Source organism: Streptomyces purpureus (assembly GCF_014648195.1).
Taxonomy (GTDB): domain Bacteria; phylum Actinomycetota; class Actinomycetes; order Streptomycetales; family Streptomycetaceae; genus Streptomyces; species Streptomyces purpureus.
The window spans coordinates 65,513-88,281 of sequence record NZ_BMQQ01000025.1; the positions used below are offsets into that span (position 1 = coordinate 65,513).

A 22,769-nucleotide genomic window follows, 5' to 3' on the forward strand; every position below is an offset into this window, starting at 1 on the left:
GAGGCGCCAAGGGGCTTTCCCGGGGCCCGTGCGCCCGTCTTCGCCGGGGCCCGGGCGCGTCCCTTGTGTCCCAAAACACGAGGCGCCGCCGACCGGGCCCCCGTAAGCTCTCGGCATGCAGGTGATCCAGTCGACGAAGCTCGCCAACGTCTGTTACGAGATCCGTGGTCCGGTGCTCGAGGAGGCGATGCGACTGGAGGCCGCGGGCCACCGCATCCTCAAGCTCAACACCGGCAACCCCGCCGCCTTCGGCTTCGAGTGCCCGCCGGCGATCCTTGAGGACGTGCTGCGCAATCTGCACGACGCGCACGGCTACGGCGACGCGAAGGGCCTGCTCTCGGCCCGCCGGGCGATCATGAGCCACTACGAGACCAAGGGCATCCCGCTCTCCGTCGAGGACATCTACCTCGGCAACGGCGTCTCCGAGCTGATCCAGATGTCGATGCAGGCGCTGCTCGACGACGGCGACGAGGTCCTCGTCCCGGCCCCCGACTATCCCCTGTGGACGGCTTCGGTCTCCCTCGCGGGCGGTACGGCCGTGCACTACCGCTGCGACGAGCAGGCCGAGTGGATGCCGGACCTCGCCGACATCGAGCGGAAGATCACCGACCGCACCAAGGCGATCGTCGTCATCAACCCGAACAATCCGACGGGTGCGGTGTACGACGACGCGATGCTGCGCTCCCTGACCGAGATCGCCCGCCGGCACAATCTGGTGGTCTGCTCGGACGAGATCTACGACAAGATCCTCTACGACGGTGTCACGCACACCCCGACCGCGGCGATCGCGCCGGACCTGCTCGTGCTCACCTTCAACGGCATGAGCAAGAACTACCGGGTCGCCGGCTTCCGCTCCGGCTGGCTGGCGGTCTGCGGGCCCAAGGCGCACGCCTCCTCGTACATCGAGGGCCTGACGATCCTCGCCAACATGCGGCTGTGCGCCAACATGCCCGCCCAGCACGCGGTGGCCGCCGCCCTGCAGGGCCGGCAGTCGATCGAGGACCTGGTCAAGCCGGGCGGACGGCTCCTGGAGCAGCGCGACACGGCGTACGAGCTGCTGACCCGGATCCCGGGCGTCACCTGCGTGAAGCCCAAGGGCGCGCTGTACCTCTTCCCGCGTCTCGACCCCGACGTCTACAAGATCAAGGACGACCGTCAGATGGTCGTGGACCTGCTGCGGGCCGAGAAGATCATGGTGGTGCACGGCACCGGCTTCAACTGGCACGAGCCCGACCACTTCCGGATCGTGACCCTGCCGAACGCCAAGGACCTCGCCGACGCGGTCACCCGGATCGGGAACTTCCTGGAGGGGTACGGCCAGCCGTAACCCCTGCGGACCCCCGGCCCACCCCCTTAAGTACCGGACTCGGCTCAACTTTAGATTGAATCTAAGCTAGGATGGCTCCAGAGCTACAGGAGGCCGTCCCATGTACGAACCGATCCGCACGAAGTCGGTCCACCGGATGGCCGACGACGACCGCGACAGCTACCCGCACCGCTCCCGCGAGGAGGAGCTGGACATCCAGCTCGCCGGCCATCTCGCCGCGCTCCTCGCCGTCACCGACGAACTCGGCGACACGGCGGCTGCCGAGCGCATCGCCCAGCAGGTGGCCAGGCTGCGGGGCGCCCCGCCGGCCCGGCACGCCGGCCTGAGCGGCTCCGGGCGCACCACCCTGCACCGGCGCGCACACGCCCTCGCGGGCCGCGCCCTGGTCGTCGCCGCCTCCCGGGCGGACACCGCGGTGGCGATCCTCGCCGCCGAGCGCATGGACGCGCATGCCGCCGCGCTGACCGCATCCGATCTGGTCGGCGCCCCCTGACGGCCCCGGTCCGCGCGCCCGAGCGGCGCGCGGACCGGGTTGCCACCTCGCACATCCGACGCGCCCCGCACGGCACACCGTGCGGGGCGCGTCGCGCGCGTACCGGAGAGAAACAACCGGCCCCCGAAGCCGTGAGGGGGCTTCGGGGGCCGGTTCGTGTCGTGGCGGGCCGTCGTGACCCCACTGGTCAGGGCGGTTGTCGTGGGCAACCCGCCACGAGTCTCGGGGCGGGATCAGCCCAGGCGCTCGACCAGCGCGCGGTACTCGTCCCACATCTCCTTCGGCGTGTGGTCGCCGAAGGTGTTGAGGTGCTCGGGGACCAGGGCGGCCTCCTCGCGCCAGACGTCGGTGTCGACCTTGAGCAGGAAGTCCAGGTCGTCGTCCGACAGGTCCAGGCCCTCGGTGTCCAGCGAACCCTTGGCGGGCAGGATGCCGATCGGCGTCTCGACGCCCTCGGCCTTGCCCTCCAGGCGCTCCACGATCCACTTCAGGACGCGGCTGTTCTCACCGAAGCCGGGCCACACGAACTTGCCCGCGTCGTTCTTGCGGAACCAGTTGACGTAGTAGATCTTCGGGAGCTTGGCGGCATCGGCCTGGGCACCGACCTTGACCCAATGGGCCATGTAGTCGCCCATGTTGTAGCCGCAGAACGGCAGCATCGCGAAGGGGTCGCGGCGCAGCTCGCCGACCTTGCCCTCGGCGGCGGCGGTCTTCTCGGAGGCGACGTTCGCGCCGAGGAAGACGCCGTGCTGCCAGTCGAAGGACTCGGTGACCAGCGGGACGGCGGAGGCGCGGCGGCCGCCGAAGAGGATCGCCGAGATCGGCACGCCCTTGGGGTCCTCCCACTCCGGCGCGATGATCGGGCACTGCGAGGCGGGGACGGTGAAGCGGGCGTTGGGGTGGGCGGCCGGGGTCTCCGAATCCGGAGTCCAGTCGTTGCCCTTCCAGTCCGTGAGGTGACCCGGCGCCTCCTCCGTCATGCCCTCCCACCAGATGTCGTTGTCGTCGGTGAGCGCGACGTTGGTGAAGACGGCGTTGCCCCACAAGGTCTTCATCGCGTTGGCGTTGGTGTGCTCGCCGGTGCCGGGCGCGACGCCGAAGAAGCCGGCCTCGGGGTTGATCGCGTAGAGGCGGCCGTCCTCGCCGAAGCGCATCCAGGCGATGTCGTCGCCGATGGTCTCGACCGTCCAGCCGGAGATCGTGGGCTCCAGCATGGCGAGGTTGGTCTTGCCACAGGCGGACGGGAAGGCTGCGGCGACGTACTTGGCCTCACCCTGCGGCGGGGTGAGCTTGAGGATCAGCATGTGCTCGGCGAGCCAGCCCTCGTCGCGGGCCATGACGGAGGCGATCCGCAGCGCGTAGCACTTCTTGCCGAGCAGGGCGTTGCCGCCGTAGCCCGAGCCGTACGACCAGATCTCGCGGCTCTCGGGGAAGTGCGAGATGTACTTGGTGGAGTTGCACGGCCACGGCACATCCTCCTGGCCCTCCTCCAGGGGGGCGCCGAGGGTGTGGACGGCCTTGACGAAGAAGCCGTCGGTGCCGAGCTCGTCCAGCACGGCCTGGCCCATGCGGGTCATGGTGCGCATGGAGACGGCGACGTACGCGGAGTCGGTGATCTCCACGCCGATCGCGGACAGCGGGGAGCCGAGGGGGCCCATGCAGAAGGGGACGACGTACATCGTCCGGCCCTTCATGGAGCCACGGAAGATGCCCTTCTCGCCGGCGAAGATGTCCCTCATCTCGGCCGGGGCCTTCCAGTGGTTGGTCGGGCCCGCGTCCTCCTCCTTCTCGGAGCAGATGAAGGTCCGGTCCTCGACGCGCGCGACATCGGTCGGGTCGGACGCCGCGTAGTACGAGTTCGGCCGCTTGATCGGGTCGAGCTTGCGGAACGTGCCCTTGGCCACGAGCTCCCCGCACAGGCGCTCGTACTCGGCTTCGGAACCGTCACACCAGACGACGTTGTCCGGCTGCGTGATTGCTGCGATCTCGTCGACCCAGGAGAGGAGTCCCTGGTGGGTGGTGGGGACGGTGGTGGGAGCCGCGTTGTCGCGCGCCACGATTGCTCCTTGTTGAGGGGTTTTTTAGGTGTATGCCCCGTGGGGGCCGCGACCCGGATGCGTCGTAGCGCTCATCCGGTGCCGACCGCACTCATTTGATCATCCGACGTTCATGCGCATATGTCCAGGGGGCCGCCCACGTGAGCATCGCCACTCATACAAGTCCCCTACGATCGCGTCGCTACCATGCGGACCATGGATGCAGCCGTACCCGAAGTGACCGGGACCAAGCCCTCTCAGCCGCCTCTGGTGAAGCCCCGGCTGCGCGGCTGGCTGCACGCCGGCATGTTTCCGGCCGTGCTGATCGCGGGTCTCGTGCTCACCGCGCTGGCCGATTCCACCCGCGGCCGGGTCGCCTGCGGCATCTACGTACTCACCGCCTGTCTGCTCTTCGGTGTGAGCGCGCTGTACCACCGGGGAAACTGGGGCCCGCGCGCCACGGCGGTGCTGCGCCGGCTCGACCACGCCAACATCTTCCTGATCATCGCGGGGACATATACCCCGCTGACGCTCCTCCTTCTCCCCGACTCCACCGGCCGGATCCTGCTCTGGGCGGTCTGGGCGGCGGCGCTCGCCGGCATAGCGTTCCGGGTCTTCTGGGTCGGCGCCCCGCGCTGGCTCTACACCCCCTGCTACATCGCGATGGGCTGGGCGGCCGTCTTCTTCCTCCCCGACTTCCTGCGCACGGGCGGCATCGCCGTCCTCGTCCTGGTGATCGTCGGCGGCCTGCTCTACAGCGCGGGCGGCGTGATCTACGGAATGAAGCGCCCCAACCCCTCCCCGCGCTGGTTCGGCTTCCACGAGGTCTTCCACTCCTTCACCCTCGCGGCCTTCGTCGTCCACTACGTCGGCATCTCGCTGGTGGCCTACCAGCACGCCTGACCTGCACAATGACCGCCATGCTGCCCGCCGATTCCCGCGAACCGCTGAGCCTGCGCGAGCGCAAGAAGCTCAAGACCCGCACGGCGATCCGGAGGGCCACCTACCGGCTGCTCGCCACACAGGGGTACGACGCGACCACCGTCGAGCAGATCGCCGAGGCCGCCGAGGTCTCCCCCAGCACCGTGGTGCGCTACTTCCCGGTGAAGGAGGACATCCTCCTCACCGACGAGCACGACGCCGTCCTGGACGCCCGCCTGCGGGCCCGCCCCGCCGACGAGGAGCCGCTGGAGTCCCTGCGGGCGGTGGTGACCGAGGCGGTGCGGACGGCGCTGGCCCACGAGCCGGAGGAGACCCGGCTGCGGGCCCGGCTGATGGCGGAGGTCCCGGCGGTACGTTCCCGGCTCACCGAGACCACGGCCCGGACCGCCCAGCTGCTGGCCCGCGCCATCGCCGACCGCACCGGCCGGGCCGCCGACGACCTGGAGGTGCGGGTCTTCACGGCGGCGGTCCTCGCCGCCCTGCGGGAGGCCACCCTCTGCTGGGCCGAGCGCGGCCAGGGCGACGACCTGCTCGCTCTGCTCGACCGGACCGTCGACACCCTCAAGGGCGGCCTGTCCCTGTGAAGGCGCCCCGGACCACCTCCGCCGACCGCGGATGGTCCGGGCACCCCCACACCCCGTGCGGGCAGTAGTCCGTGAACGTCTGGTAGACGGGCCGGTGCCGGGCGAACCAGTCCAGCATGCCCCGTACGTAGTCCGGGTTGTCACCGTTGCGGAAGAGCCCCCACTCCGGGTACGAGACCGGCTTCCCGTGCGCGGCCGCGAACCGCACATGGTGCGCGAGCCCGTACTCCTCGGTGACCTGCCGCGCGAAGTCCGCTCCGCGCGGCTGGTCGTACGCGTCCAGGCCGATGATGTCGACGTACTCGTCGCCGGGGTAGCAGAGCGGCCAGGGGATCGCGTCCCGGCCGCGGCTCGCGGTGAAGTCGAAGCGGAAGCGCTGCCCGGCCACCTCGCGCAGCACCGTGACGACCCGCCGCCAGTACGCCTTCCACGCCTCCGGGTCGGGCCCGCAGCGATGGCTGTAGGTGGCGCCGTTCATCTCCCAGCCGAGGACGAGCACCGCCTCTTCGAGACCGTGCTGGACGAGCCGCTCCCCCAGCACCCGGAAGTGCCGGTCGAACGCCCCGTCGGCCCCGAGCCGCAGCCCCGCCCGTACCTCCGCGTCGGGCAGCCCGGCCTCGCTGCGGTCCCGCAGCGGCACGTTGAGGACGAACAGCCGCCCCGGCCGCTCCCGCACCCAGTGCGCCCACGGTCCGAAGAGCCGCTCGTGCCCCTCGATGTTGGACCAGAGATCGCCGGGCAGATACGTGTGCCCGACGGTCAGCGGCGCCCCGCCGAGCCACTCCCCCACCTCGGCGATCCGCCGTATCCCGGCCTCGTCTGAGCCGGTGAAGAAGCCGGACGGCACGGGCGGACGGCCGTCGCGGTGCCGGGAGTCCGGTGCGATCCGGCCCTGGTCGAGGCCGAACACGAGAAGGACCGCGAGCAGCACGATCGGCGCGGCCCGCGGCCCGGTGAGCACGCCCACCTCAACTGGTCCAGAAGTCCCACCAGCGGGTGAGGATCAGCATCCCGACGATCCCGATGTGGAGGACCGGCGGGACGAAGGCGAACTCCTCGAAGAACCGCCGCACCCCGGCGGGCGCGGGCAGCGCTCCGGTACGGACGTTGTGCGCCGTGACGTACCAGAACATGAGAATCGTGGCGGCCCAGGCCAGGCAGCACCACAGGCACAGCGAGTGGATCTCGTACAGCGACTGGTACTGGAGCCAGGCGCAGAAGCCGACACCGAAGAGTGTCCCGGCGTTGAGCCCCAGCCAGTACCAGCGCCGCGGGCGCGCCCCGGCGAGCAGGGCGGCGCCGATGGCGACCACCATGCCGTAGGTGACCAGGCCCAGCATCGGGTTGGGGAAGCCGAACACCGACGCCTGCGCGCTCTTCATGATGTTGCCGCAGGACACCACCGGGTTGAGGCTGCACCCCGGCCGGAAGTTCGGGTCCTCCAGCAGCTTGAACTTGTCCAGCGTGATCACCCATGCGGCCAGCACCCCGGCCGCGCCCGTGACCACCAGGAGCCATGCGAACGCGCGGCCCGCTCCCACGCCCTCGTCCCGGGCCCCACCCCGGGCGTCGGTGCCCCGCCGCCCGGACTGTCCCGGGATGGACGCCTCGTCCCGCACGCTCGCAGAGCTCATCGCACGACCCCCGTCAGCCCCGTACCCGCCGGACGGGCAGCATCACATGCGCACCGGCCGTCACGACCTTCTCGTCGGTCACGAAGGCCCGCAGCTGCTCCTCCGTGATCGCCTCTCCCGGCACCGCGTCGGGCCAGGGGAGCGTGGAGACGATGAGGAAGACCTGAGCGTTCTCGTGGGCGGCCTTCTCCCACTGCGCCGGCACCGAACACTGCACCTTCATGAACGGCAGGGTGAGCACCGCCTGTTGGGCCTCGACGAGGAGGTGGGCGGCGATCGCGGTCTCCTGGGCGGCGTTGACCACCCGGTCCCCGATCGGCAGGCCCATGCCCTCAAGGGCCGCCCGCATGGCCGCCTCGCCGGCCTCGGGACCGTCCCGGCCGTCACCGAGCGAATACACCATCAGGAACGGGACGATGGAGTCGTCGGGGGTGGGCCCGTTGGTCCACGGAACGATGGTGAGCGTGCCCAGCGGCGAGGCGCTGCGCTCGGCGGAAACTGAGTGGGGTGAGGTCATGCGTCCGGATGCTAGTGGTCCGGCGGGGGGCGTTCCGCGCCGATTTCACCCGATCGGCCGAGGCCGTGCGGCAATGCGCCCACCGGACACCCTGGTACGGATGTGCGCCGCAACGAATCGGCGGCAAAGTCGTTGGGCCCAAACAGGGCGTCGGTTGCGCCTCGTTGATATGCCCATATGCCGAGCACCACCGGCACAGGAGGTCACTCATGCTGTCGCGCCGGGCCGCGCTGCGCACCCTCTTCACCCTGGCCGCCGCCGCCTTCACCGGCGGAGCCCTGGCCCGCATCGTCACCACCCCCCGCCGCGCGGGAGCCGACGCGGACGCCGCACCGGCTCCGTTCGCCTTCGACGAGACGTACCGCGGCCGCCGCATCCAGGGCGGGCCGCTCACCCCGCGCGGCTCCGCGGAAGTACTGATCGACGGCCGGCCCCTGCATCTGATGCGGCGCGCCGACGGCAGCTATCTCAGCGCCGTCGACCACTACGAGTCGTGTGAGACCCCGCTGGCCGCGGCACGCGCGGCGGTGGACCGGCTGGGTTCGGCCCGGCTGTCGCCGGAGGCGGCCATTCATGGCGTACGGACCGGAGGGGGCCCGCGTGGTGTACACGCGTAAGAACCAGCGCGACCTGACCCGCACCGAGCGGCGGAAGTTCGTCGCGGCGGTGCTGGAGCTCAAACGCCGGGGCCGGTACGACGAGTTCGTCCGTCGGCACATCGACCACTACGTCGCGGACGGCGACGACGGTCTGCGGGTCGCGCACATGGCGCCGACGTTCTTCCCCTGGCACCGCCGGTTCCTGCTCGACTTCGAGCAGGCGCTGCGGGCGGTCGACTCCTCGGTGTCGGTGCCGTACTGGGACTGGACCCGTGACAACACCCCCGCCGCGTCCCTGTTCGGCGAGGACTTCATGGGCGGCAACGGCCGTCGCGGCGACCTTCAGGTGACGACGGGGCCGTTCGCCCTGCGCGGCGGGCAGTGGCCGATCAAGCACTCGATGACCGAGGACCGCTTCCTCACCCGTGACTTCGGCCGGCCCCGGGATCCGATCGAGCTGCCGACGAAGGCGGAGCTGGAGCGGGCGATGTCCGACCCGGTGTACGACACCGAGCCCTGGGACTCCACCAGCCGCTCCGGTTTCCGCAACCTCCTGGAGGGATGGGGGTCGGGGCGGGGGCGCTGGCTGAACCACAACCGGGTGCACCGCTGGGTGGGCGGGATGATGCTGAGCGGCGGCTCGGTCAACGACCCGCTGTTCTGGCTCCACCACTCCTTCGTCGATCTCCTGTGGACCCGCTGGCAGCGCCGCCACCCGCGCTCCGGCTTCCTGCCGGCTACCGCTCCGGGCCTCGGTTCGCCCGGCTATGGCCAGGTCGTGGCCCGCGACGAGAAGATGCCGCCCTGGAACATCACCCCGGCCTCGATGCTCGACCACAGCCGCATCTACCGGTACGCGGAGTAGGCCGCGGGGCCGGCAACGGCGAAGCCCCCCGGCTCGGTGAGCCGGGGGGCTGTGTGCGCCAGTGGGGGTGTCAGCCGCCGTAGCCGCCGTCGTGGCCGTCGACGTTCGCGCAGGTGTTGCCGAAGGCCGGGTTCAGGAGAGCGATGACGTTCACGGTGTTGCCACAGACGTTCACCGGGACGTGGACCGGCACCTGGACGACGTTGCCCGAGATGAGGCCGGGCGAGTTGGCGGCGACACCCTGGGCGCCGGAGTCGGCGACGGCCATACCGGCTCCGCTGAGGGCAACGGCACCCGTACCGGCGAGAACAGCGGCCGCCTTCGCGATGCGAGACATCAATAGCTCCTTGAACGTGGAAAGGTGACCGCGATGCGCGGTCATCACGCCCGTTCAACGCGGCTTTGGGGCAGGGGTAACGGTCTGCAGCCGAGATTCCTCGTCGACCTATGGGAGAGGCCCGCAAGTCCGGCGGAGCGCCCGCCGCTGGAAACGGTGGAACGAACTTTCGGACCTACGGGCCGAGGCCATGCGACAAGCCTTATGTGGAACGAGCAACGATCCTTCGGGTAGTGGGGAAGAATCGTGTCTTCATCTATTCCCCACATTCGAACCCGCTCCGCCGCCTCCGGTCGGTTACGGCACCAGGCCCAGGTTGGAGTCGAGGGTGCCTTGCACGTCCGGGGCGGCGAGACCGGCCTTCGGCGGCGCGTAGCCCGGCAGCCCCAGGTGCTCGGCCCGCGGGCCGGTGAGCGGTGCGACGACCTGGGCGCCCGGGGTCAGGAGGTCCATGTCCGAGCCCGGCGAGGTGAGCTGGGCGCGGCCCGGCTGGACCTCGTCGACCGTGTCCGGCGCCGGGGCCTCGATGACGGTCCGCGGGAGCTCGGTGGAGACCGGGAGCCGCGGCAGCGCGGCGCCGGGGACGGCCTGGGCCATGCCCTCGTGGAACTCGGTCGGCGCGCCCGGCATCGGCAGCGGAACGCCGGTGCTCAGGGTGGGCGCGTTCAGCGCGGGGGAGACCGATTCCAGGCCTTCCAGCGGCACGTTCACCGGCGCCTGGACGGCGGCCGCCGGCCCGGCCATGGCGGCGGAGGCGAGGCACGACACGAGAATTCCCAGACCGGCTTGAGATCGCAGGTTCATTACTGCGTACGCCCTTCACGAGCTTCGACTACGGTGCGGTACTTGCTGTGCCGTGTGAAACGAGCGCATCGCCGAGAAAGTCGCCAAATTCCCCCGCGTGCAGCAATGGTCTGATGAAAAACATATCGGCCCCCACCCCTGGAAGGGCGAAGGCCGACATGAATAGATGACCGGTCGGCGACGCGTAAGGGCGCCGCGGGAGGCGGGAGCGACAGGGCGCGCCTACTTGCCCGGGATGGGGAGACCGCCGACCAGCGGGACGTTCGGCTTGGACTCGTTCAGGTTGTCGGCCGTGTCGGTGACGGTGTTGACGACGGACCCGTCCGTGGTGCTGCTCAGCGCTTCGGTCGCGATCGGCTTGCTGGTCATCGTATCGAGGCCGCCGTCCAGGCTGGTGGGCACCGAGGGCGCGGCAAAGGCCGGGGCGGCCGCAGCCAGGGCCATCATGGAACCGGCGACGACCGCGGCAACCTTCGTGGGCTTCATGGAATGAGTCCTTCCTGGTACGTCTCTTCGGGAGCAAGTCACGTACGGCACAAGCCTCTTGGAGACTTCGGTACGTCGTTCTCCTTCTGTAACGAGCCCTGCGCGTGGCGGAAACCCCAAAGGAAGGTATTTCTCTGTACGGCACCCGAATGACGGGAGCCGGTCCTATTCTCTGAATTTCACAACATGATCGCGCCGGCCCGAGGGGATCCGGACCGGCGCGATGTGTGGGTTCGCCCGGCCGATGGGCCGGGGGGCAGCAGGGTCGGCCACCGGACATGCGAAAGGCCGGTGCGCCGCTTCCCTTTGCGGGGAATGCGGCGGCACCGGCCTTTTCAGACGGCGCTCGCGCGGCTGTCGTGAGCGGCGTCAGGCGTTGACGCAGGTGTTGCCGAAGGCCGGGTTCAGCAGGGCGATGACGTTCACGGTGTTGCCGCAGAGGTTGATCGGAACGTGCACCGGGACCTGGATCAGGTTGCCGGAGATGGCACCGGGCGAGTCGACGGCGGCACCATGGGCGCCGCTGTCGGCGACGGCGGCACCGGCGCCACCCGCGACGGACGCGGCGGCAGCCACGGACAGGACAACAGCCTTCGCGATACGGGACATGGAGAACCGCTCCTCGGGTGCGATCTTTCGATGAAATTGCGGGCTGTTTGCCCGATGCAATCAAGAACGCGCGACGGCGAGATTGGTTGCTCTCCCGAACGGGTGACGCGGATCGATGGTTAGCCTGACCGGGCAGTCAATGCTAACCGTCGCGGCATGTTGGAGTTATAACGTTCGCGAACACCGTTTCCGTGTCGCCCCGTCTCACTCATCAAAGCGGAGATCCTGCATGCGGAATTCAGTGGTTCTTGCTGAGCGTCACACGGACACCGCGCCGGAGCCGGCCGCCTCCTCGAACGACCTTACGAAATCAGGCCCCGACGATTTCGGTGTTAGTCAGATCGAGCGATTTCCTGCCCATCGCAACACCCTGGTGTGCGGCTCCAACGTTTCCGATCCGCGGACCTCACTGCGCAAGGGAGCCGATCGGATCAATGTCACGCTTACCGCACGGTCCTGACGTGCGCCCTCCACACCGGTCGGGTACCTCCGACCTCACGGCCCTGCATGTGGTCCAGCCCGTCGAGGGCGGAGTCGCGCGCGTCGTCGTCGACCTGGTCCGGGCACAGACCGCCAACGGGATGCGGGTCGCCGTCGCCTGCCCGTCAGGGACGCCGCTGGCCGCCGCGGTACGCGAGGCCGGCGCCGAACCGTACGCCTGGGAGGCCGTCCGCGACCCGGGTCCCGGTCTGCCCCGCGAGTGCCGCCGGATCGGGGAACTCGTCCGGCTGGTCCGCCCGGACGTCGTCCACGCGCACAGCGCCAAGGCCGGTCTGGCCGCCCGGGTCGCCGTACGGGGACGGATCCCGACGGTGTATCAGCCGCACGCCTGGTCCTTCGAGGCGGTCGGCGGAACGACCGCCGCCCTGGCCCGGCACTGGGAGCGGTGGGCCGCCCGCTGGACGTCGCGGATCGTGTGCGTGAGCGACGACGAGCGGCGTACGGGCGAGCGGGCCGGGGTCCGCGCCGCCTGGTCGGTCGTGCACAACGGCGTCGACGTGGCGCGTTTTGAGACCGAAACCGATCCGCCGATCGCCGCCTTCGACGGCCCGACCGTGGTGTGCGTGGGGCGGCTGTGCCGGCAGAAGGGGCAGGACGTCCTGCTGCGGGCCTGGCCGCAGGTCCTGGCCGAACTCCCGGAGGCCAGGCTCGTGCTGGTCGGGGACGGCCCGGACGGTGAGCGGCTGCGCGCCGCCGCGCCGCCGTCGGTGGTCCTCGCCGGCGCGGTCGACGACACCGCCCCCTGGTACCGCGCGGCGGACCTGGTCGTCCTGCCGTCCCGCTGGGAGGGCATGGCGCTCGCGCCCCTGGAGGCGATGGCGAGCGGACGGCCCGTGCTGGTGAGCGAGGTCGACGGGGCGCGCGAGAGCCTGCCGCCCGGTCACGCGCCCCACTGCCTGGTCCCGCCGGAGGATCCGGCCGCGCTGGCGGCGGCCATGGTCCGGCTGCTCGCGCAGCCGGAGCTGCTCCACACCCTGGGCCGCGAGGCCCGACAGCACGTAGTCAGCAGATTCGACGTGCGGCGCACCGGCGCGGCCATCGCGGAGGTCTACCGCGCGGTGGCCGGCTCGCCGTGCCCCGAGCTCAGAGAGCCGATTTCTCAGTGACAACGGAAAGCACCCTTCCCCCTTCGCCGGGGCACCTGTCGTCGACGGCGGGCCCGGCCCACGGCCTCACCTCGCTCGCGTCGGCGCGCGGTGCGTCCGACCGGCCGGTCCTGCCGGCGCTCCGGTCCGTGCCGGCACGGTCGGTCGCCTCCCCGCTGGTCGCCGTCGACTGCACGGCCGTACTCCTGGCGGCGATGCTGCTCGCCGAACCGCAGCGGCACGTCTGGTTCCTGGCCCAGCTGACGATCTCCGTCCTCGCGTTGAACGCGTACGCCGGTCTGCACCGGCCCGCCGCGATCTCCTCGGTGCTCGACGAACTGCCCGCCCTGGCCACCCGCGCCCTGGTCGCCTGGTGCGCGGCGGCGGCCGTCCTCGCCGCGTACGCGCCCGCCCAGGCCATCGCCCTGCCGGCGCTCGGCGCGGCGTACGGCACGCACCTGGCCGTGGTCTGTCTGTGCCGTGGGATGATCCACGGCCGCAGGCGGCGGGCGGCCCGGGCCCATCCGCGTTCGGCGCTGGTCGTCGGCGCGCATCCGGCCGCGCGGCGGCTGGCCACCGCGCTGGCCCAGCATCCGGAGTACGGGATCCGGCCCGTCGGCATCGTCGGCCCTCGCAAGAGCGGCGCCGCGCCGGAGGACGGCCTGGCCCTGCTGCCCGTGCTCTCCTCCCCCGAGGAGGTGCACCGGGCGATCATCCAGAACACCGTGCGGGAGGCGGTGTTCGTCGGGGACGACGTGCCGGGGCAGACCGGTCTCGTCTCACTCCTGCAGTACTACGGCTGCGCCACCTGGCGCATCGGGGACGCGGCCGGGGATGCCGGGCGGCGCCCGGCCATGAACGAGCACCTGTGGGGGTATGCCTGCCGGCGCATCACCCCGGTGCGGCCGCGGCGCGGCCGGACGGCCAAGCGGCTCCTGGACATCGCCGGCGCCGGTCTGATGCTGGCCGTCGCCGCGCCCGTACTGCTGGTGTGCGCGGCGGCGGTCCGGCTGTCGGACGGGCCAGGGGTGCTGTTCCGGCAGGAGCGGGTGGGGCAGCACGGGCGGCTGTTCACGCTGCTGAAGTTCCGTACGCTGCGCCCGTCCGACGAGACCGAGTCGGCGACGCGCTGGAGCGTGGCGAACGACTCCCGGATGAGCCCGGTCGGCCGGTTCCTGCGCCGCAGCTCCCTCGACGAGCTGCCGCAGCTGTGGAACGTGCTGCGCGGTGACATGAGCCTGGTCGGGCCGCGGCCCGAGCGGCCCTTCTTCGTCGCCAAGTTCAGCCGGATCCACACCGGGTACGCGGCCCGGCACCGGATGCCGGTGGGGCTGACAGGGCTCGCGCAGGTGCACGGGCTGCGCGGTGACACCTCGATCGAGGACCGCTGCCGCTTCGACAACCACTACATCGACACCTGGTCGCTCTGGCAGGACATCTGCATCCTGCTGCGCACGGCCGCCTCGCTGGTCCGACCGGCGGGGAGCTGAGGATGGCGGGGGGAGCGCTCGCGGCCCTGCCGCCCCGTCGGCCGGGGTGGGGCGGGGCGCGGGCGGCCTGGCCGCTGGTGCCCGTACTGGCGGTGATCGCCCTGCTGACCGTCCCGGCCGGGGATGCGGCCCCGGGCGGTTCGGCCGGTACGGGCACGGTGGCCGACGCGGCCTCGGGGCTGCTCGTCCTCGTCGCTCTGGTGCGGCTGGTGCGGGAGGGGGCGCGGCCGCTGACCCGGACGGCCGCGGTGGTGCTCGGGCTGCCGGTGCTCGGCATCTGCCTGGCCGCGATCACCTCGTACGATCCGGCCGCGAGCCTGCCCGGGGTGGCCCGGTACATCCAGGTCTTCGTCCTCGTCCCGGCCGCAGTGGTGCTCACCGTCCGCTCCCGGCGGGACTTCGCCGTGGTGGCGTGGGGTCTGGTGGGGCTCGCCCTGGTCCAGGGGGCGGTCGGGGTGACGCAGTATCTGACCGGCACCGGCGCCTCGTACATGGGTGAGGACATCCGGGCGGTGGGCACCTTCGGGCCGACCGATGTGATGGGCATGGCGACGGTCGTCGCCTTCGGTCTCGTGGCCGCCGTCGGGATCGGGCTCGGTACGGGCAGCGCGCGGGAGCGCACGGCGGCGCTGGTGTGCGCAGGGCTGCTGACCGTACCGCTGGTGCTGTCGTTCAGCCGGGGCGCCTGGATCGCCACGGTGCTGGCGTGTGCGGCGCAGCTGGTCCTGGGTGGGGTGCGGCGGGCGGGCCGGGTCGCGCTGGCCGTCGGGGCGCTCGCGGTGGTCCTGGTCGGCGGGCTGGGGATCGGCTCGCAGCTGGTGAAGGAGCGGGCGGCCAGCATCACGCAGGTGGCCGACGCGCCCGACCAGTCGGTGACCGACCGGTACACGATGTGGGCGGCGGCGGCCCGGATGTGGCGGACCGAGCCGGTCACCGGTGTCGGCCTCAAGGGCTTCGCGTATCACCGCGACAGCAACGCCTCGCTCGCCCTGTCGTCGGGCAGTGACACGGCGGGCGCGGGCCAGGCCTTCCAGCGCCAGGAGCTGCTTTCGCCGCACAACATGTATCTGCTGGTCCTCAGCGAGCAGGGCCTGCTGGGTCTTGTCGCGCTCGGGGGCAGCTGGGCGGCGCTGCTGGCGCTGGCGGTGCGGCGCCTGCCGGGCGCCCGCCGCGCCGGGCGGGGCGCGGACTGCGCGCTGGTCGCGGTGGGGCTGCTGCTGTGGCAGGTGGTCGACTTCGTGTACGCGGACATCGGCGGGCCCTCGACCGTGCTGACGGCTGTGGTGTTCGGCCTTGCGGCGTCGTGGGCGCTGGCGCCGTCGCCGGACGGCTGGGGGACGGCCCGTCATGGCTGACACGCGCCCGGCCGCCCCGCCCCGCCGCGGTGGCCGGTCCTGGGCGCCGTCCCAGGGGTTCCTGGCGAAGGCGGCGCTGATCACGGCGGTGCTGACGGCGGTCGGCTCGCTGCTGGGGCTCGTACGGGACCAGATCCTGGCGCACCTCTTCGGGGCGGGTCCGGACACGGACGCGTTCCTGGTCGCGTGGACGGTCCCGGAGTTCGCGTCGACGCTGCTGATCGAGGACGCGATGGCGCTGATCCTGGTGCCCGCGTTCAGCCGGGCGCTCGCCCAGCGGCACGCGGGCGGGGCCGTCGATCCGGTACGGACGCTGGTGCGGTCCACGCTGCCGCGGCTCGCGCTCGTCACGGGCGCGGTGGCCGCGCTGTTCGCGGCGGGCGCGCCGTGGGTCGTGCGGGCGCTGGCGCCGGGTCTGGCCGAGCCGGGGCTCGCCGTGGACTGCACCCGGCTGACCGCGACCTGTGTGTTCACCTTCGCCCTGGCCGGGTACTGCAGCGCGGCGCTGCGGGCGCACGGCCGGTTCCTGGAGCCGGCGGCGATCTACACCGCGTACAACACCGGGATCATCGCGACGGTGGTTCTGCTGTTCCGTGCGTGGGGGGTGCGGGCCGCGGCGGCGGGGGTGGCGGTCGGCGGGGCGCTGATGGTGGTGATCCAGGCGCCGTCGCTGGTACGGAAGCTGACGCGGCGCCACGCGGGCGACCCGGGGACGGGCGGGGACGGGCACCGGGTGGTGCTGGCTCTGGTCGCCCCCGTCATCGCGTTCGCGGCCGGGCGCCAGTCGCAGGTCCTCGTGGAACGGTTCCTCGCCGCGCCGCTGCCCTCCGGGGCGATCTCGCATCTGAACTACGCGCAGAAGGTCGCGCAGATGCCGATGATCCTCTCGCTCATACTCTGCACGGTCAGTTTCCCGGTCGTGGCGCGGGCGCTGGCCGCCGGCGACACCGCGCTGGCCCGTCGCCGGGTCGAGCGGGATCTGCTGCTGGCGGCCGTGGTGGTCCTCGCGGGCGCGGCGGCGGTGATCGCGGGCGCGCCGGCCATCGTCGACGTGCTGTTCCAGCGCGGCGCGTTCGACCGCTCCGACACCGCGGCGACCGCGGCCGTGATGCGGGTCTACGCGCTGGGGCTGCTCGGGCAGACCCTGGTCGGGGCGCTTGTGCGCTGCTACTTCTCCGCCGCGCGGCCGCTGTGGTACCCGGCGGCCGTGATGCTGACGGGGCTGGCGGCGACCGCGCTGACCGGTGCCCTGTGGGTGGGCCCGTGGGGTGTGCGCGGCATCGCCGCCGCGAACGCGCTCGGCATCACCCTGACCGCCGCGCTGCTCCTGGCCGGGATCCGCGGGCAGAGCATCCCGCTGCGCACCGGCGTGGTCTGCGCCGGTCTCGCCCGGCTGGGCCTGGCGGCGGCCGGTGCCTGTCTGGTCGCCCACCGCTGCTCGGCCGCCGTGGGCCGGCCGCTGCTCGCCGCGGTCACCGCCTGCGCGGTGGTCGCCGTCGTCTTCCCGCTCCTCGCCTGGGCCGTCCGGGCGCCGGAGGTCCCGTCCCTGATCCGCTCCGCTGCACGGAGGCTCGCTCATGTCCGCTGTCACGGCTCCCGACCGCTCCCGGACCGGGACGCGACGGACCCGTCGTCTGCTGCCGAGACCACCCCTGTGGGTGGCCATGTACCACGCCGTCGCCGACCCCACGGATGATCCGTACCGGGTGGCCGTCTCCCCGGTGACCTTCGCCCGGCAGCTGCACTGGCTCAGCGACCGGGGGCTGCGCGGGGTCGGGGTGGGTGAGCTGCTCAACGCGACGGCCAGGGGGCGGGCGGCCGGTCTTGTCGGGCTGACCTTCGACGACGGGTACGCCGACTTCCTGGACTGCGCGGTGCCGCTGCTGCACCGCCACGGCTTCACGGCCACGGTGTTCGTGCTGTCCGGCCGGGTGGGCGGCGCCAACGACTGGGACGAGCGGGGGCCGCGCCGGCGGCTGCTCGACGAGGACGGCATCCGCCGGGCGGCCGCCGCCGGGATGGAGGTGGCCTCGCACGGGCTGCGGCACGTGTCGCTGGCCGGGGCCGACGACCAGGTCCTCGCCGAGGAGACCGGCCGCAGCCGCGAGCTGCTCCACGAGATCACCGGCCGCGCCCCGGACGGCTTCTGCTATCCGTACGGGGACGTCGACGCCCGGGCCATGAACGCCGTACGCGACGCGGGCTACCGCTACGGCTGCGCCGTCAACCCCAAGGCACTGAGCGGGGTGTTCGCCCTTCCCCGGGTCCACATCGGGGAGCAGGACAGCGCCTGGCGGCTCACCGCCAAACGCGCCCTGCACGGGCTGCGCCGCCGCCACCCGGCCGATCTTCCCCTGCCCCGCCCCGAGCGGGTGGCCCGATGAGGACGCTGCACATCATCACCGGCCTCGGCATCGGCGGGGCCGAGCAGCAGCTGAGGCTGATGCTGCGCCATCTGCCGACCAGCAGCAGCGTCGTCACGCTGACGAACCCGGGCCCGGTCGCGCGCGGGATCGAGGCCGACGGCGTTCCGGTGATCCATCTGGGCATGGCCGGCAACCGCGACCTCGGCGCGCTGCCGAGGCTCACCCGCCTCGTCCGTCAGGGCCGCTACGACCTCGTGCACACCCATCTCTACCGGGCCTGCCTCTACGGCCGGATCGCCGCCCGGCTCGCCGGAGTGCGGCCGGTCATCGCCACCGAGCACTCCCTCGGAGACGCCCAGATCGAGGGCCGCCCGCTGACTTCCGGGGCGCGGGCGCTCTATCTGGCCGGGGAGCGGCTCGGCACGTCCACGGTCGCCGTCTCGCCGTCGGTGGCCCGGCGGCTCGAGGAGTGGGGCGTACGGCGCTCCCGTATCCATGTGGTGCCGAATGGCATCGAGGTGGCGCGGTTCGCCTTCGACCCGGCGGCGCGGCGGGCGGCCCGCGAGCAGCTCGGGCTCGCGCCGGACGCGTTCGTCGTCGGCGGCGTGGGCCGGCTCGCCGTGGGCAAGCGTTTCGACCGGCTCGTACGGGCCGTAGCGGCGCTGCCCGACGCGCGGCTGCTGCTGGTAGGCGAGGGCGACCAGCGCGAGGAGCTGCTGCGGACCGCCGGGGAGTGCGGGGCGGCCGACCGGGTGCTGCTGTCGGGCCGCTGCGAGGATCCGCCGCCCGCCGGGGCCGCCCCTGACACCCTCACTCTTCCGTCACTGCTCGCCGCGATGGACGTGTTCGTCTCGACCTCCCCGGACGAGGCGTTCGGTCTGGCGGTCGTGGAGGCGCTCGCCGCCGGTCTGCCGGTGCTGTACGTCGCCTGCCCCGCCGTCGACGACCTGCCGCCGGGCTCCGCGCCGGGCGCCCGGCGGATCGGCCCGTCGGTACCCGAACTGACCGCCGCCCTGCGGGAGGTCCGCCGCGCGGGCGGCGCCCGTCTCCCCCAGCCCGCGGCCGTGCGCCGCTACGACATCGCGGCCGGCGCCCGGCAGCTGATGTCGCTCTACGAGAACGCCGTCCACGGCACGCCCCTGCCCCACGAGGTGAGTTGCTCATGAAAGCTGTCCTGTCCCGGGCTTCGGCCCGGTGGCGCAAGCCCGGCCGTCGGTGGGTGGTGCCCGGCGCCGTCCTGCTCGGCGCGGCGGCGGGCGCCGGATACGGGCTGGTGCAGACGCCGCAGTACGCGGCGACCAGCTATGTGATCGTCGTGCCCGCCGAGAAGTCCGACCCGGCGGCGGCGGTCGGCTTCGCCACCGCCTACGGCCGGGTGGCCCTCGACCTCGCCGTCACCGGCGACGCGCCGGTGTGGGCGGGGGTTTCGGCCCGTACGCTCCGCGAGAGCGTGCAGACCGCGACCTCCCCGGACGCCCCGATGATCGCGGTCACGGCCCGGTCGCCGCAGCCGTCGAAGGCGGTCGCGATGGCCGACGGGGTGGCGCGGGCGCTGGTCGTCAACAGCACCCACGCCCAGGGCGGTACGGGCGTGAAGGTACTGCCGTTCTCCCGTGCCACCGCGCCGACCGCTCCCGTCTCGCCGTCCGCCCCGCTCGCCGCGATGGTCGGCGGCAGCGCGGGCGGGCTCATCGGCAGTCTCGCCCTTCTCGTACGGCCACGGCGTACGGGCTCCGGTGAGCGGTACGCGGCCGTGCCGGGTCCGGCCGGAGCGCAGAGCCAGGCGGCCGCCCAGGCGCCGCGACCGGAGACGGTGTGAGAGCCGCCGCGGCCGTGGCGGACGCCCCGTCGGTGCCGCTGTCGGTGACCGTGGTCCGTGACGGGGAGGCGTTCGGCGCGCTGGCCGAGGAGTGGGCCGCTCTGCACGCGCGGTGCGCGACGGCCACCCCGTTCCAGAGCCACGCCTGGCTCTCCTCCTGGTGGTTGTCGTACGGCGTGCCGGGGGCCCTGCGGGTGGTGCTGGTGCGCCGCGGGGGGACGCTTGTGGCGGCGGCCCCGCTGATGCGGGCGCCGGGGGTGCTGCCTGTGCTCACCCCGCTCGGGGGCGCGATCAGCGACTTCACCGATGTGCTGCTCGACGACGGCTGCCCTGAGGCGGCGGCCGCGCTCGCCGGGGCGCTGGCGGATGCGGCCCGGACGTCCCTGATCGAGCTGCGGGAGGTGCGGCCGGGGGCGTCGGTGGAGCGCGTCTGCGCGCACTGGCGCGGGCCGAGGCGGTGGCTAGCGGACTCCCGTTGCATGGAGCTGCCCGGCCTTCCGATGGACGAGCTGCTGGCGAGGCTGCCGAGCTCGACGGCGCAGCGGCTGCGCGCCAAGCTCCGCAAGGTCGACGCGGCGGGTCTGGAGGGGCGTGCGGTGGCGGTGTCCGAGGTGGAGGCCGCGCTCGGACGTCTCTTGGAGCTGCACCGGACGCAGTGGGAGGGGCGTGGGGTCAACGTCGAGCACACCCGGGCGCGCTTCGCCGAGCATCTGACCCGGGCCGTGCGGTCGATGGTGGCGGCCGGTGAGGCGCGGGTGACGGAGTTCCGGCTGGACGGGGAGGTGGTGGCGGTGGATCTCTCCCTGCTGTCCCCGCGGCTGTCGGGCGGCTATCTCTACGGCGCCGATCCGGGCCTGCGGGCGCGGAAGGTGGACGTGTCCGCGCTGCTGCTGCGCAACGGCGTGCGGGAGACCAGTGCGAGCGGCCGCGCCACGCTGAGCATGCTGCGGGGCACGGAACCGTACAAGAACCACTGGCGGCCCGAGACGGTCGTCAACCGGCGGCTGCTGCTCTCCCGCCGCCGGCTGGGGCCCGTCCTGCTGCTGCGCGCGGCCGGGGCGGGGGCCCGGCGGTGGGCGGCGGACCGGCTGCGGGACCGGGCCTGGGTGCGGCGGCTGCGCCGCGGCGGCGGAGGGTGACCTCCGCCGCCGCGGGTGGGCGCGGGCCGGTTCAGGGGCTTTCCCACCAGTCGTACCGGATGCAGAGCTTGCCGCCGATCCACTGCTCGATCCAGCTACCGAGCTCGATCGGCGTGCAGTTCACCGTGGGGTCGGTCGGCTTCGTGGGCGGCGTGGGCTTCGGCGTGACCGGAGGCTTCGGGGTCGGGGTGGGGACGGGGTTCGTCGGCGCGGGCTGCGGCTCGCGGTCGAAGAGCAGCGTCCGGAACACCTTCGACGACCGGGGGTTGTCGTCGCACTGCCAGACGCCGTGCGGGCAGTAGTCGGTGATCGTGTGGTACAGCGGCGGGTGCTTTTCCATCCAGTTCAGCATCCGCCGCATGTATTCGGGGTTGTCGCCGTTACGGAACAGTCCCCATTCCGGATAGGAGATCGGCTTTCCGTGCTCCTTCGCGAAATCCACGTGTTTCTGCAGCCCGTACGGCTCGGTCACGTGCTGGTCGAAGGTCGTGCCGGGCGGCTGGTCGTACGAGTCCATTCCGATGATGTCGACGACGTCGTCGCCGGGGTAGCACTCGGTCCAGGGAATGGCGTCCCGGCCCCGGCTCGGCGCGAAGTCGAAGCGGAACTTCTGGCCGGGGACGGCGCGCATGGTGGTGACGATGCGCTTCCAGTACGCCTTCCAGGCCGCCGGGTCGGGTCCGCACCGGTGGGTGTAGGTGATGCCGTTCATCTCCCAGCCGAGGACGAGGACGGTGTCCGCGGCGTCCAGGTCGACCAGGCGCTGGGCGAGTTTGCGGAAGTGGTGGTCGTAGGCGCCGCGCGCGCCGAGCTGGAGGTGGCGGCGGACTTCGGCGTCGGGGACCCCGGCCTCGTTGCGCTCCAGCATCGGGACGTTCAGCACGAACAGCCGGTCGCGCTGCTGGCCGCGCCACTCGGCCCAGCTCTCCAGGAAGCGGGGGGAGCCTTCGATGTTGGACCACAGGTCACCGGGGAGGTAGGTGTGGCCGACGCGCAGTTCGGTGCCGCCGAGCCAGCGCTCCAGCTGCGTGAGACGACTGACGCCCTGGGGGCCGTAGTGGAGGTAGGCGCCGAGTGCGGTGGCCACGGGTGGGGCGGGGTCCCGGGTCGTGGGTGATTCGGTGGCGTGGCTCGGAGAGGACGCGACGGAACCCGAGACAAGGAGACCGGCGGTGAACACCCCCAGCCAGGCGCTGGTTGTCCTTCGATGGCGAAATCCCATGGGTGCTCTCCCTCACAAGCCGTCACAGTCCGCTGATCTGATCCTCCGAAAGTATTCCTAATAAGCCGATCGGGAATGCGGTCTCGCCGGACAGTTGGTCCATCAGGGGATTTCATCGCCCGGTTGGCGGGGTGTCAGGGCATGACAAAGGCCGGTCCCGGATCACTGGTGTGATCCGGGACCGGCCTTGGAGCTACCCCCGGTGCGGGGCGCCGCGTCAGTCGCTGTTGATGCAGACGTTACCGTAGGCGGGGTTGAGCAGCCCAATGATGTTGATGCTGTTGCCACACGCGTTGATCTGGGCGTGGATGGGCACCTGGATGACGTTGCCCGACAGGAGTCCCGACGAGTCGACGGCGGCACCCTTGGCGCCCGCGTCGGCGACAGCGGGCGCGGCGCCACCCAGGGCCATGACGATACCGGCGACGGCGACAGCGGCCTTCTTGCACAGCATTTCGGCTGGTTCCTTTCCGCGGCGGAGGAAATCGCGGCTTTCGCGATTCCCGGTGCCTTGAGGCCCGTATCTCCGCTGCACACATCACAACGACCATGCCAGGAA

The 22,769-nt window shown here is 72.1% G+C and carries 24 protein-coding genes; 14 read left to right on the plus strand and 10 right to left on the minus strand.

Annotated elements, in window-relative coordinates:
* The first annotated feature begins 115 nt into the window (after window positions 1-115).
* Together IEZ01_RS26295 and IEZ01_RS26300 are read left to right on the plus strand one after the other, a co-directional pair.
* Entirely contained in the window at window positions 116-1,327 is a 1,212-nt protein-coding gene (locus IEZ01_RS26295) for a pyridoxal phosphate-dependent aminotransferase (protein WP_019889050.1), read from the plus strand.
* 100 nt (window positions 1,328-1,427) lie between these two features.
* Window positions 1,428-1,820, plus strand: coding sequence for an SCO4983 family protein (locus IEZ01_RS26300; protein ID WP_019889049.1), 393 nt, complete (start codon window positions 1,428-1,430; stop codon window positions 1,818-1,820).
* A 233-nt stretch (window positions 1,821-2,053) separates the two neighbouring features.
* Here IEZ01_RS26300 and IEZ01_RS26305 read toward each other — a convergent pair whose 3' ends face one another.
* On the minus strand, window positions 2,054-3,877 hold the full coding sequence (locus IEZ01_RS26305) for a phosphoenolpyruvate carboxykinase (GTP) (RefSeq protein ID WP_189204121.1): 1,824 nt from the start codon (window positions 3,875-3,877) through the stop codon (window positions 2,054-2,056).
* Window positions 3,878-4,072: 195 nt separating this feature from the next.
* On the opposite strand from IEZ01_RS26305, the gene trhA reads away from it, so the two are divergent.
* Both trhA and IEZ01_RS26315 read left to right on the plus strand, forming a co-directional pair.
* On the plus strand, window positions 4,073-4,759 hold the full coding sequence (trhA, locus tag IEZ01_RS26310; protein WP_052185807.1) for a PAQR family membrane homeostasis protein TrhA: 687 nt from the start codon (window positions 4,073-4,075) through the stop codon (window positions 4,757-4,759).
* A gap of 8 nt (window positions 4,760-4,767) precedes the next feature.
* Complete coding sequence (locus IEZ01_RS26315; RefSeq protein WP_189204123.1) at window positions 4,768-5,382, plus strand: TetR/AcrR family transcriptional regulator; 615 nt, start codon at window positions 4,768-4,770, stop codon at window positions 5,380-5,382.
* Here IEZ01_RS26315 and IEZ01_RS26320 read toward each other — a convergent pair.
* From IEZ01_RS26320 to IEZ01_RS26330, 3 genes are read right to left on the minus strand one after another with little or no spacing between them, the layout of a single operon-like run.
* Window positions 5,360-6,343 carry a glycoside hydrolase family 26 protein gene (locus IEZ01_RS26320; RefSeq protein ID WP_189204125.1) on the minus strand — a complete coding sequence of 328 codons (984 nt, stop codon included), beginning with the start codon at window positions 6,341-6,343 and terminating at the stop codon, window positions 5,360-5,362. The genes IEZ01_RS26315 and IEZ01_RS26320 overlap by 23 nt on opposite strands.
* A 7-nt stretch (window positions 6,344-6,350) precedes the next feature.
* Window positions 6,351-7,016: a vitamin K epoxide reductase family protein gene (locus tag IEZ01_RS26325; RefSeq protein ID WP_028797903.1), complete on the minus strand. Its 666-nt coding sequence runs from the start codon at window positions 7,014-7,016 to the stop codon at window positions 6,351-6,353.
* Window positions 7,017-7,029: 13 nt separating this feature from the next.
* Window positions 7,030-7,533 carry a DUF5949 family protein gene (locus IEZ01_RS26330; RefSeq protein ID WP_189204127.1) on the minus strand — a complete coding sequence of 168 codons (504 nt, stop codon included), beginning with the start codon at window positions 7,531-7,533 and terminating at the stop codon, window positions 7,030-7,032.
* A gap of 209 nt (window positions 7,534-7,742) precedes the next feature.
* On the opposite strand from IEZ01_RS26330, the gene IEZ01_RS26335 reads away from it, so the two are divergent.
* Both IEZ01_RS26335 and IEZ01_RS26340 read left to right on the plus strand, forming a co-directional pair.
* On the plus strand, window positions 7,743-8,150 hold the full coding sequence (locus IEZ01_RS26335; protein ID WP_019889042.1) for a tyrosinase family oxidase copper chaperone: 408 nt from the start codon (window positions 7,743-7,745) through the stop codon (window positions 8,148-8,150).
* On the plus strand, window positions 8,134-8,997 hold the full coding sequence (locus IEZ01_RS26340; protein WP_189204129.1) for a tyrosinase family protein: 864 nt from the start codon (window positions 8,134-8,136) through the stop codon (window positions 8,995-8,997). Before IEZ01_RS26335 ends, IEZ01_RS26340 begins: the two co-directional genes overlap by 17 nt.
* Window positions 8,998-9,067: 70 nt before the next feature.
* Here the strand turns inward: IEZ01_RS26340 and IEZ01_RS26345 are convergent, their stop codons facing one another.
* The 4 genes from IEZ01_RS26345 to IEZ01_RS26360 form a co-directional block, all read right to left on the minus strand.
* Window positions 9,068-9,334: a chaplin gene (locus tag IEZ01_RS26345; RefSeq protein ID WP_028797901.1), complete on the minus strand. Its 267-nt coding sequence runs from the start codon at window positions 9,332-9,334 to the stop codon at window positions 9,068-9,070.
* A 297-nt stretch (window positions 9,335-9,631) separates the two neighbouring features.
* Entirely contained in the window at window positions 9,632-10,102 is a 471-nt protein-coding gene (locus IEZ01_RS26350) for a hypothetical protein (RefSeq protein ID WP_019889039.1), read from the minus strand.
* Between the two features lie 258 nt (window positions 10,103-10,360).
* Window positions 10,361-10,624 carry a hypothetical protein gene (locus IEZ01_RS26355; protein WP_019889038.1) on the minus strand — a complete coding sequence of 88 codons (264 nt, stop codon included), beginning with the start codon at window positions 10,622-10,624 and terminating at the stop codon, window positions 10,361-10,363.
* A 369-nt stretch (window positions 10,625-10,993) separates the two neighbouring features.
* A complete protein-coding gene (locus tag IEZ01_RS26360) occupies window positions 10,994-11,233 on the minus strand; it encodes a chaplin (RefSeq protein ID WP_019889037.1) in 240 nt (79 codons plus the stop codon).
* A gap of 434 nt (window positions 11,234-11,667) precedes the next feature.
* On the opposite strand from IEZ01_RS26360, the gene IEZ01_RS26365 reads away from it, so the two are divergent.
* The 8 genes from IEZ01_RS26365 to IEZ01_RS26400 are packed head-to-tail and all read left to right on the plus strand — an operon-like array spanning window position 11,668 to window position 20,988.
* Entirely contained in the window at window positions 11,668-12,840 is a 1,173-nt protein-coding gene (locus tag IEZ01_RS26365) for a glycosyltransferase (RefSeq protein WP_028797899.1), read from the plus strand.
* Window positions 12,837-14,309: a sugar transferase gene (locus IEZ01_RS26370; protein WP_189204131.1), complete on the plus strand. Its 1,473-nt coding sequence runs from the start codon at window positions 12,837-12,839 to the stop codon at window positions 14,307-14,309. Before IEZ01_RS26365 ends, IEZ01_RS26370 begins: the two co-directional genes overlap by 4 nt.
* A 2-nt stretch (window positions 14,310-14,311) precedes the next feature.
* The gene (locus IEZ01_RS26375; RefSeq protein WP_019889034.1) at window positions 14,312-15,664 is read left to right on the plus strand and encodes an O-antigen ligase family protein; all 1,353 of its coding nucleotides are present in this window, start codon (window positions 14,312-14,314) and stop codon (window positions 15,662-15,664) included.
* A complete protein-coding gene (locus IEZ01_RS26380; protein ID WP_019889033.1) occupies window positions 15,657-17,360 on the plus strand; it encodes a lipid II flippase MurJ in 1,704 nt (567 codons plus the stop codon). The genes IEZ01_RS26375 and IEZ01_RS26380 overlap by 8 nt, the downstream gene beginning before the upstream one ends.
* Complete coding sequence (locus tag IEZ01_RS26385) at window positions 17,329-18,048, plus strand: polysaccharide deacetylase family protein (RefSeq protein ID WP_052185805.1); 720 nt, start codon at window positions 17,329-17,331, stop codon at window positions 18,046-18,048. Before IEZ01_RS26380 ends, IEZ01_RS26385 begins: the two co-directional genes overlap by 32 nt.
* Window positions 18,045-19,196: a glycosyltransferase gene (locus tag IEZ01_RS26390; protein WP_019889031.1), complete on the plus strand. Its 1,152-nt coding sequence runs from the start codon at window positions 18,045-18,047 to the stop codon at window positions 19,194-19,196. Before IEZ01_RS26385 ends, IEZ01_RS26390 begins: the two co-directional genes overlap by 4 nt.
* Window positions 19,193-19,849, plus strand: a complete 657-nt coding sequence (locus IEZ01_RS26395; RefSeq protein ID WP_052185683.1) for a YveK family protein — start codon at window positions 19,193-19,195, stop codon at window positions 19,847-19,849. Before IEZ01_RS26390 ends, IEZ01_RS26395 begins: the two co-directional genes overlap by 4 nt.
* A complete protein-coding gene (locus IEZ01_RS26400; protein ID WP_019889029.1) occupies window positions 19,846-20,988 on the plus strand; it encodes a GNAT family N-acetyltransferase in 1,143 nt (380 codons plus the stop codon). The genes IEZ01_RS26395 and IEZ01_RS26400 overlap by 4 nt, the downstream gene beginning before the upstream one ends.
* Window positions 20,989-21,019: 31 nt before the next feature.
* Here the strand turns inward: IEZ01_RS26400 and IEZ01_RS26405 are convergent, their stop codons facing one another.
* Together IEZ01_RS26405 and IEZ01_RS26410 are read right to left on the minus strand one after the other, a co-directional pair.
* The gene (locus IEZ01_RS26405) at window positions 21,020-22,210 is read right to left on the minus strand and encodes a glycoside hydrolase family 26 protein (RefSeq protein WP_189204133.1); all 1,191 of its coding nucleotides are present in this window, start codon (window positions 22,208-22,210) and stop codon (window positions 21,020-21,022) included.
* Window positions 22,211-22,427: 217 nt separating this feature from the next.
* The gene (locus tag IEZ01_RS26410) at window positions 22,428-22,664 is read right to left on the minus strand and encodes a chaplin (protein ID WP_189204135.1); all 237 of its coding nucleotides are present in this window, start codon (window positions 22,662-22,664) and stop codon (window positions 22,428-22,430) included.
* Between the last annotated feature and the right edge of the window lie 105 nt (window positions 22,665-22,769).

Excerpts from the sequence above, each read along its gene's own strand:
- IEZ01_RS26385 (WP_052185805.1), top strand. The coding sequence starts at position 17,329 with ATGTACCACGCCGTCGCCGACCCCACGGATGATCCGTACCGGGTGGCC.
- IEZ01_RS26360 (WP_019889037.1), bottom strand. The coding sequence starts at position 11,233 with ATGTCCCGTATCGCGAAGGCTGTTGTCCTGTCCGTGGCTGCCGCCGCG.
- IEZ01_RS26355 (WP_019889038.1), bottom strand. The coding sequence starts at position 10,624 with ATGAAGCCCACGAAGGTTGCCGCGGTCGTCGCCGGTTCCATGATGGCC.
- IEZ01_RS26325 (WP_028797903.1), bottom strand. The coding sequence starts at position 7,016 with ATGAGCTCTGCGAGCGTGCGGGACGAGGCGTCCATCCCGGGACAGTCC.
- IEZ01_RS26365 (WP_028797899.1), top strand. The coding sequence starts at position 11,668 with ATGTCACGCTTACCGCACGGTCCTGACGTGCGCCCTCCACACCGGTCG.
- IEZ01_RS26395 (WP_052185683.1), top strand. The coding sequence starts at position 19,193 with ATGAAAGCTGTCCTGTCCCGGGCTTCGGCCCGGTGGCGCAAGCCCGGC.
- IEZ01_RS26315 (WP_189204123.1), top strand. The coding sequence starts at position 4,768 with ATGACCGCCATGCTGCCCGCCGATTCCCGCGAACCGCTGAGCCTGCGC.
- IEZ01_RS26335 (WP_019889042.1), top strand. The coding sequence starts at position 7,743 with ATGCTGTCGCGCCGGGCCGCGCTGCGCACCCTCTTCACCCTGGCCGCC.
- IEZ01_RS26345 (WP_028797901.1), bottom strand. The coding sequence starts at position 9,334 with ATGTCTCGCATCGCGAAGGCGGCCGCTGTTCTCGCCGGTACGGGTGCC.
- IEZ01_RS26410 (WP_189204135.1), bottom strand. The coding sequence starts at position 22,664 with ATGCTGTGCAAGAAGGCCGCTGTCGCCGTCGCCGGTATCGTCATGGCC.
- IEZ01_RS26330 (WP_189204127.1), bottom strand. The coding sequence starts at position 7,533 with ATGACCTCACCCCACTCAGTTTCCGCCGAGCGCAGCGCCTCGCCGCTG.
- IEZ01_RS26300 (WP_019889049.1), top strand. The coding sequence starts at position 1,428 with ATGTACGAACCGATCCGCACGAAGTCGGTCCACCGGATGGCCGACGAC.
- IEZ01_RS26295 (WP_019889050.1), top strand. The coding sequence starts at position 116 with ATGCAGGTGATCCAGTCGACGAAGCTCGCCAACGTCTGTTACGAGATC.
- IEZ01_RS26375 (WP_019889034.1), top strand. The coding sequence starts at position 14,312 with ATGGCGGGGGGAGCGCTCGCGGCCCTGCCGCCCCGTCGGCCGGGGTGG.
- IEZ01_RS26405 (WP_189204133.1), bottom strand. The coding sequence starts at position 22,210 with ATGGGATTTCGCCATCGAAGGACAACCAGCGCCTGGCTGGGGGTGTTC.
- trhA (WP_052185807.1), top strand. The coding sequence starts at position 4,073 with ATGGATGCAGCCGTACCCGAAGTGACCGGGACCAAGCCCTCTCAGCCG.
- IEZ01_RS26380 (WP_019889033.1), top strand. The coding sequence starts at position 15,657 with ATGGCTGACACGCGCCCGGCCGCCCCGCCCCGCCGCGGTGGCCGGTCC.
- IEZ01_RS26390 (WP_019889031.1), top strand. The coding sequence starts at position 18,045 with ATGAGGACGCTGCACATCATCACCGGCCTCGGCATCGGCGGGGCCGAG.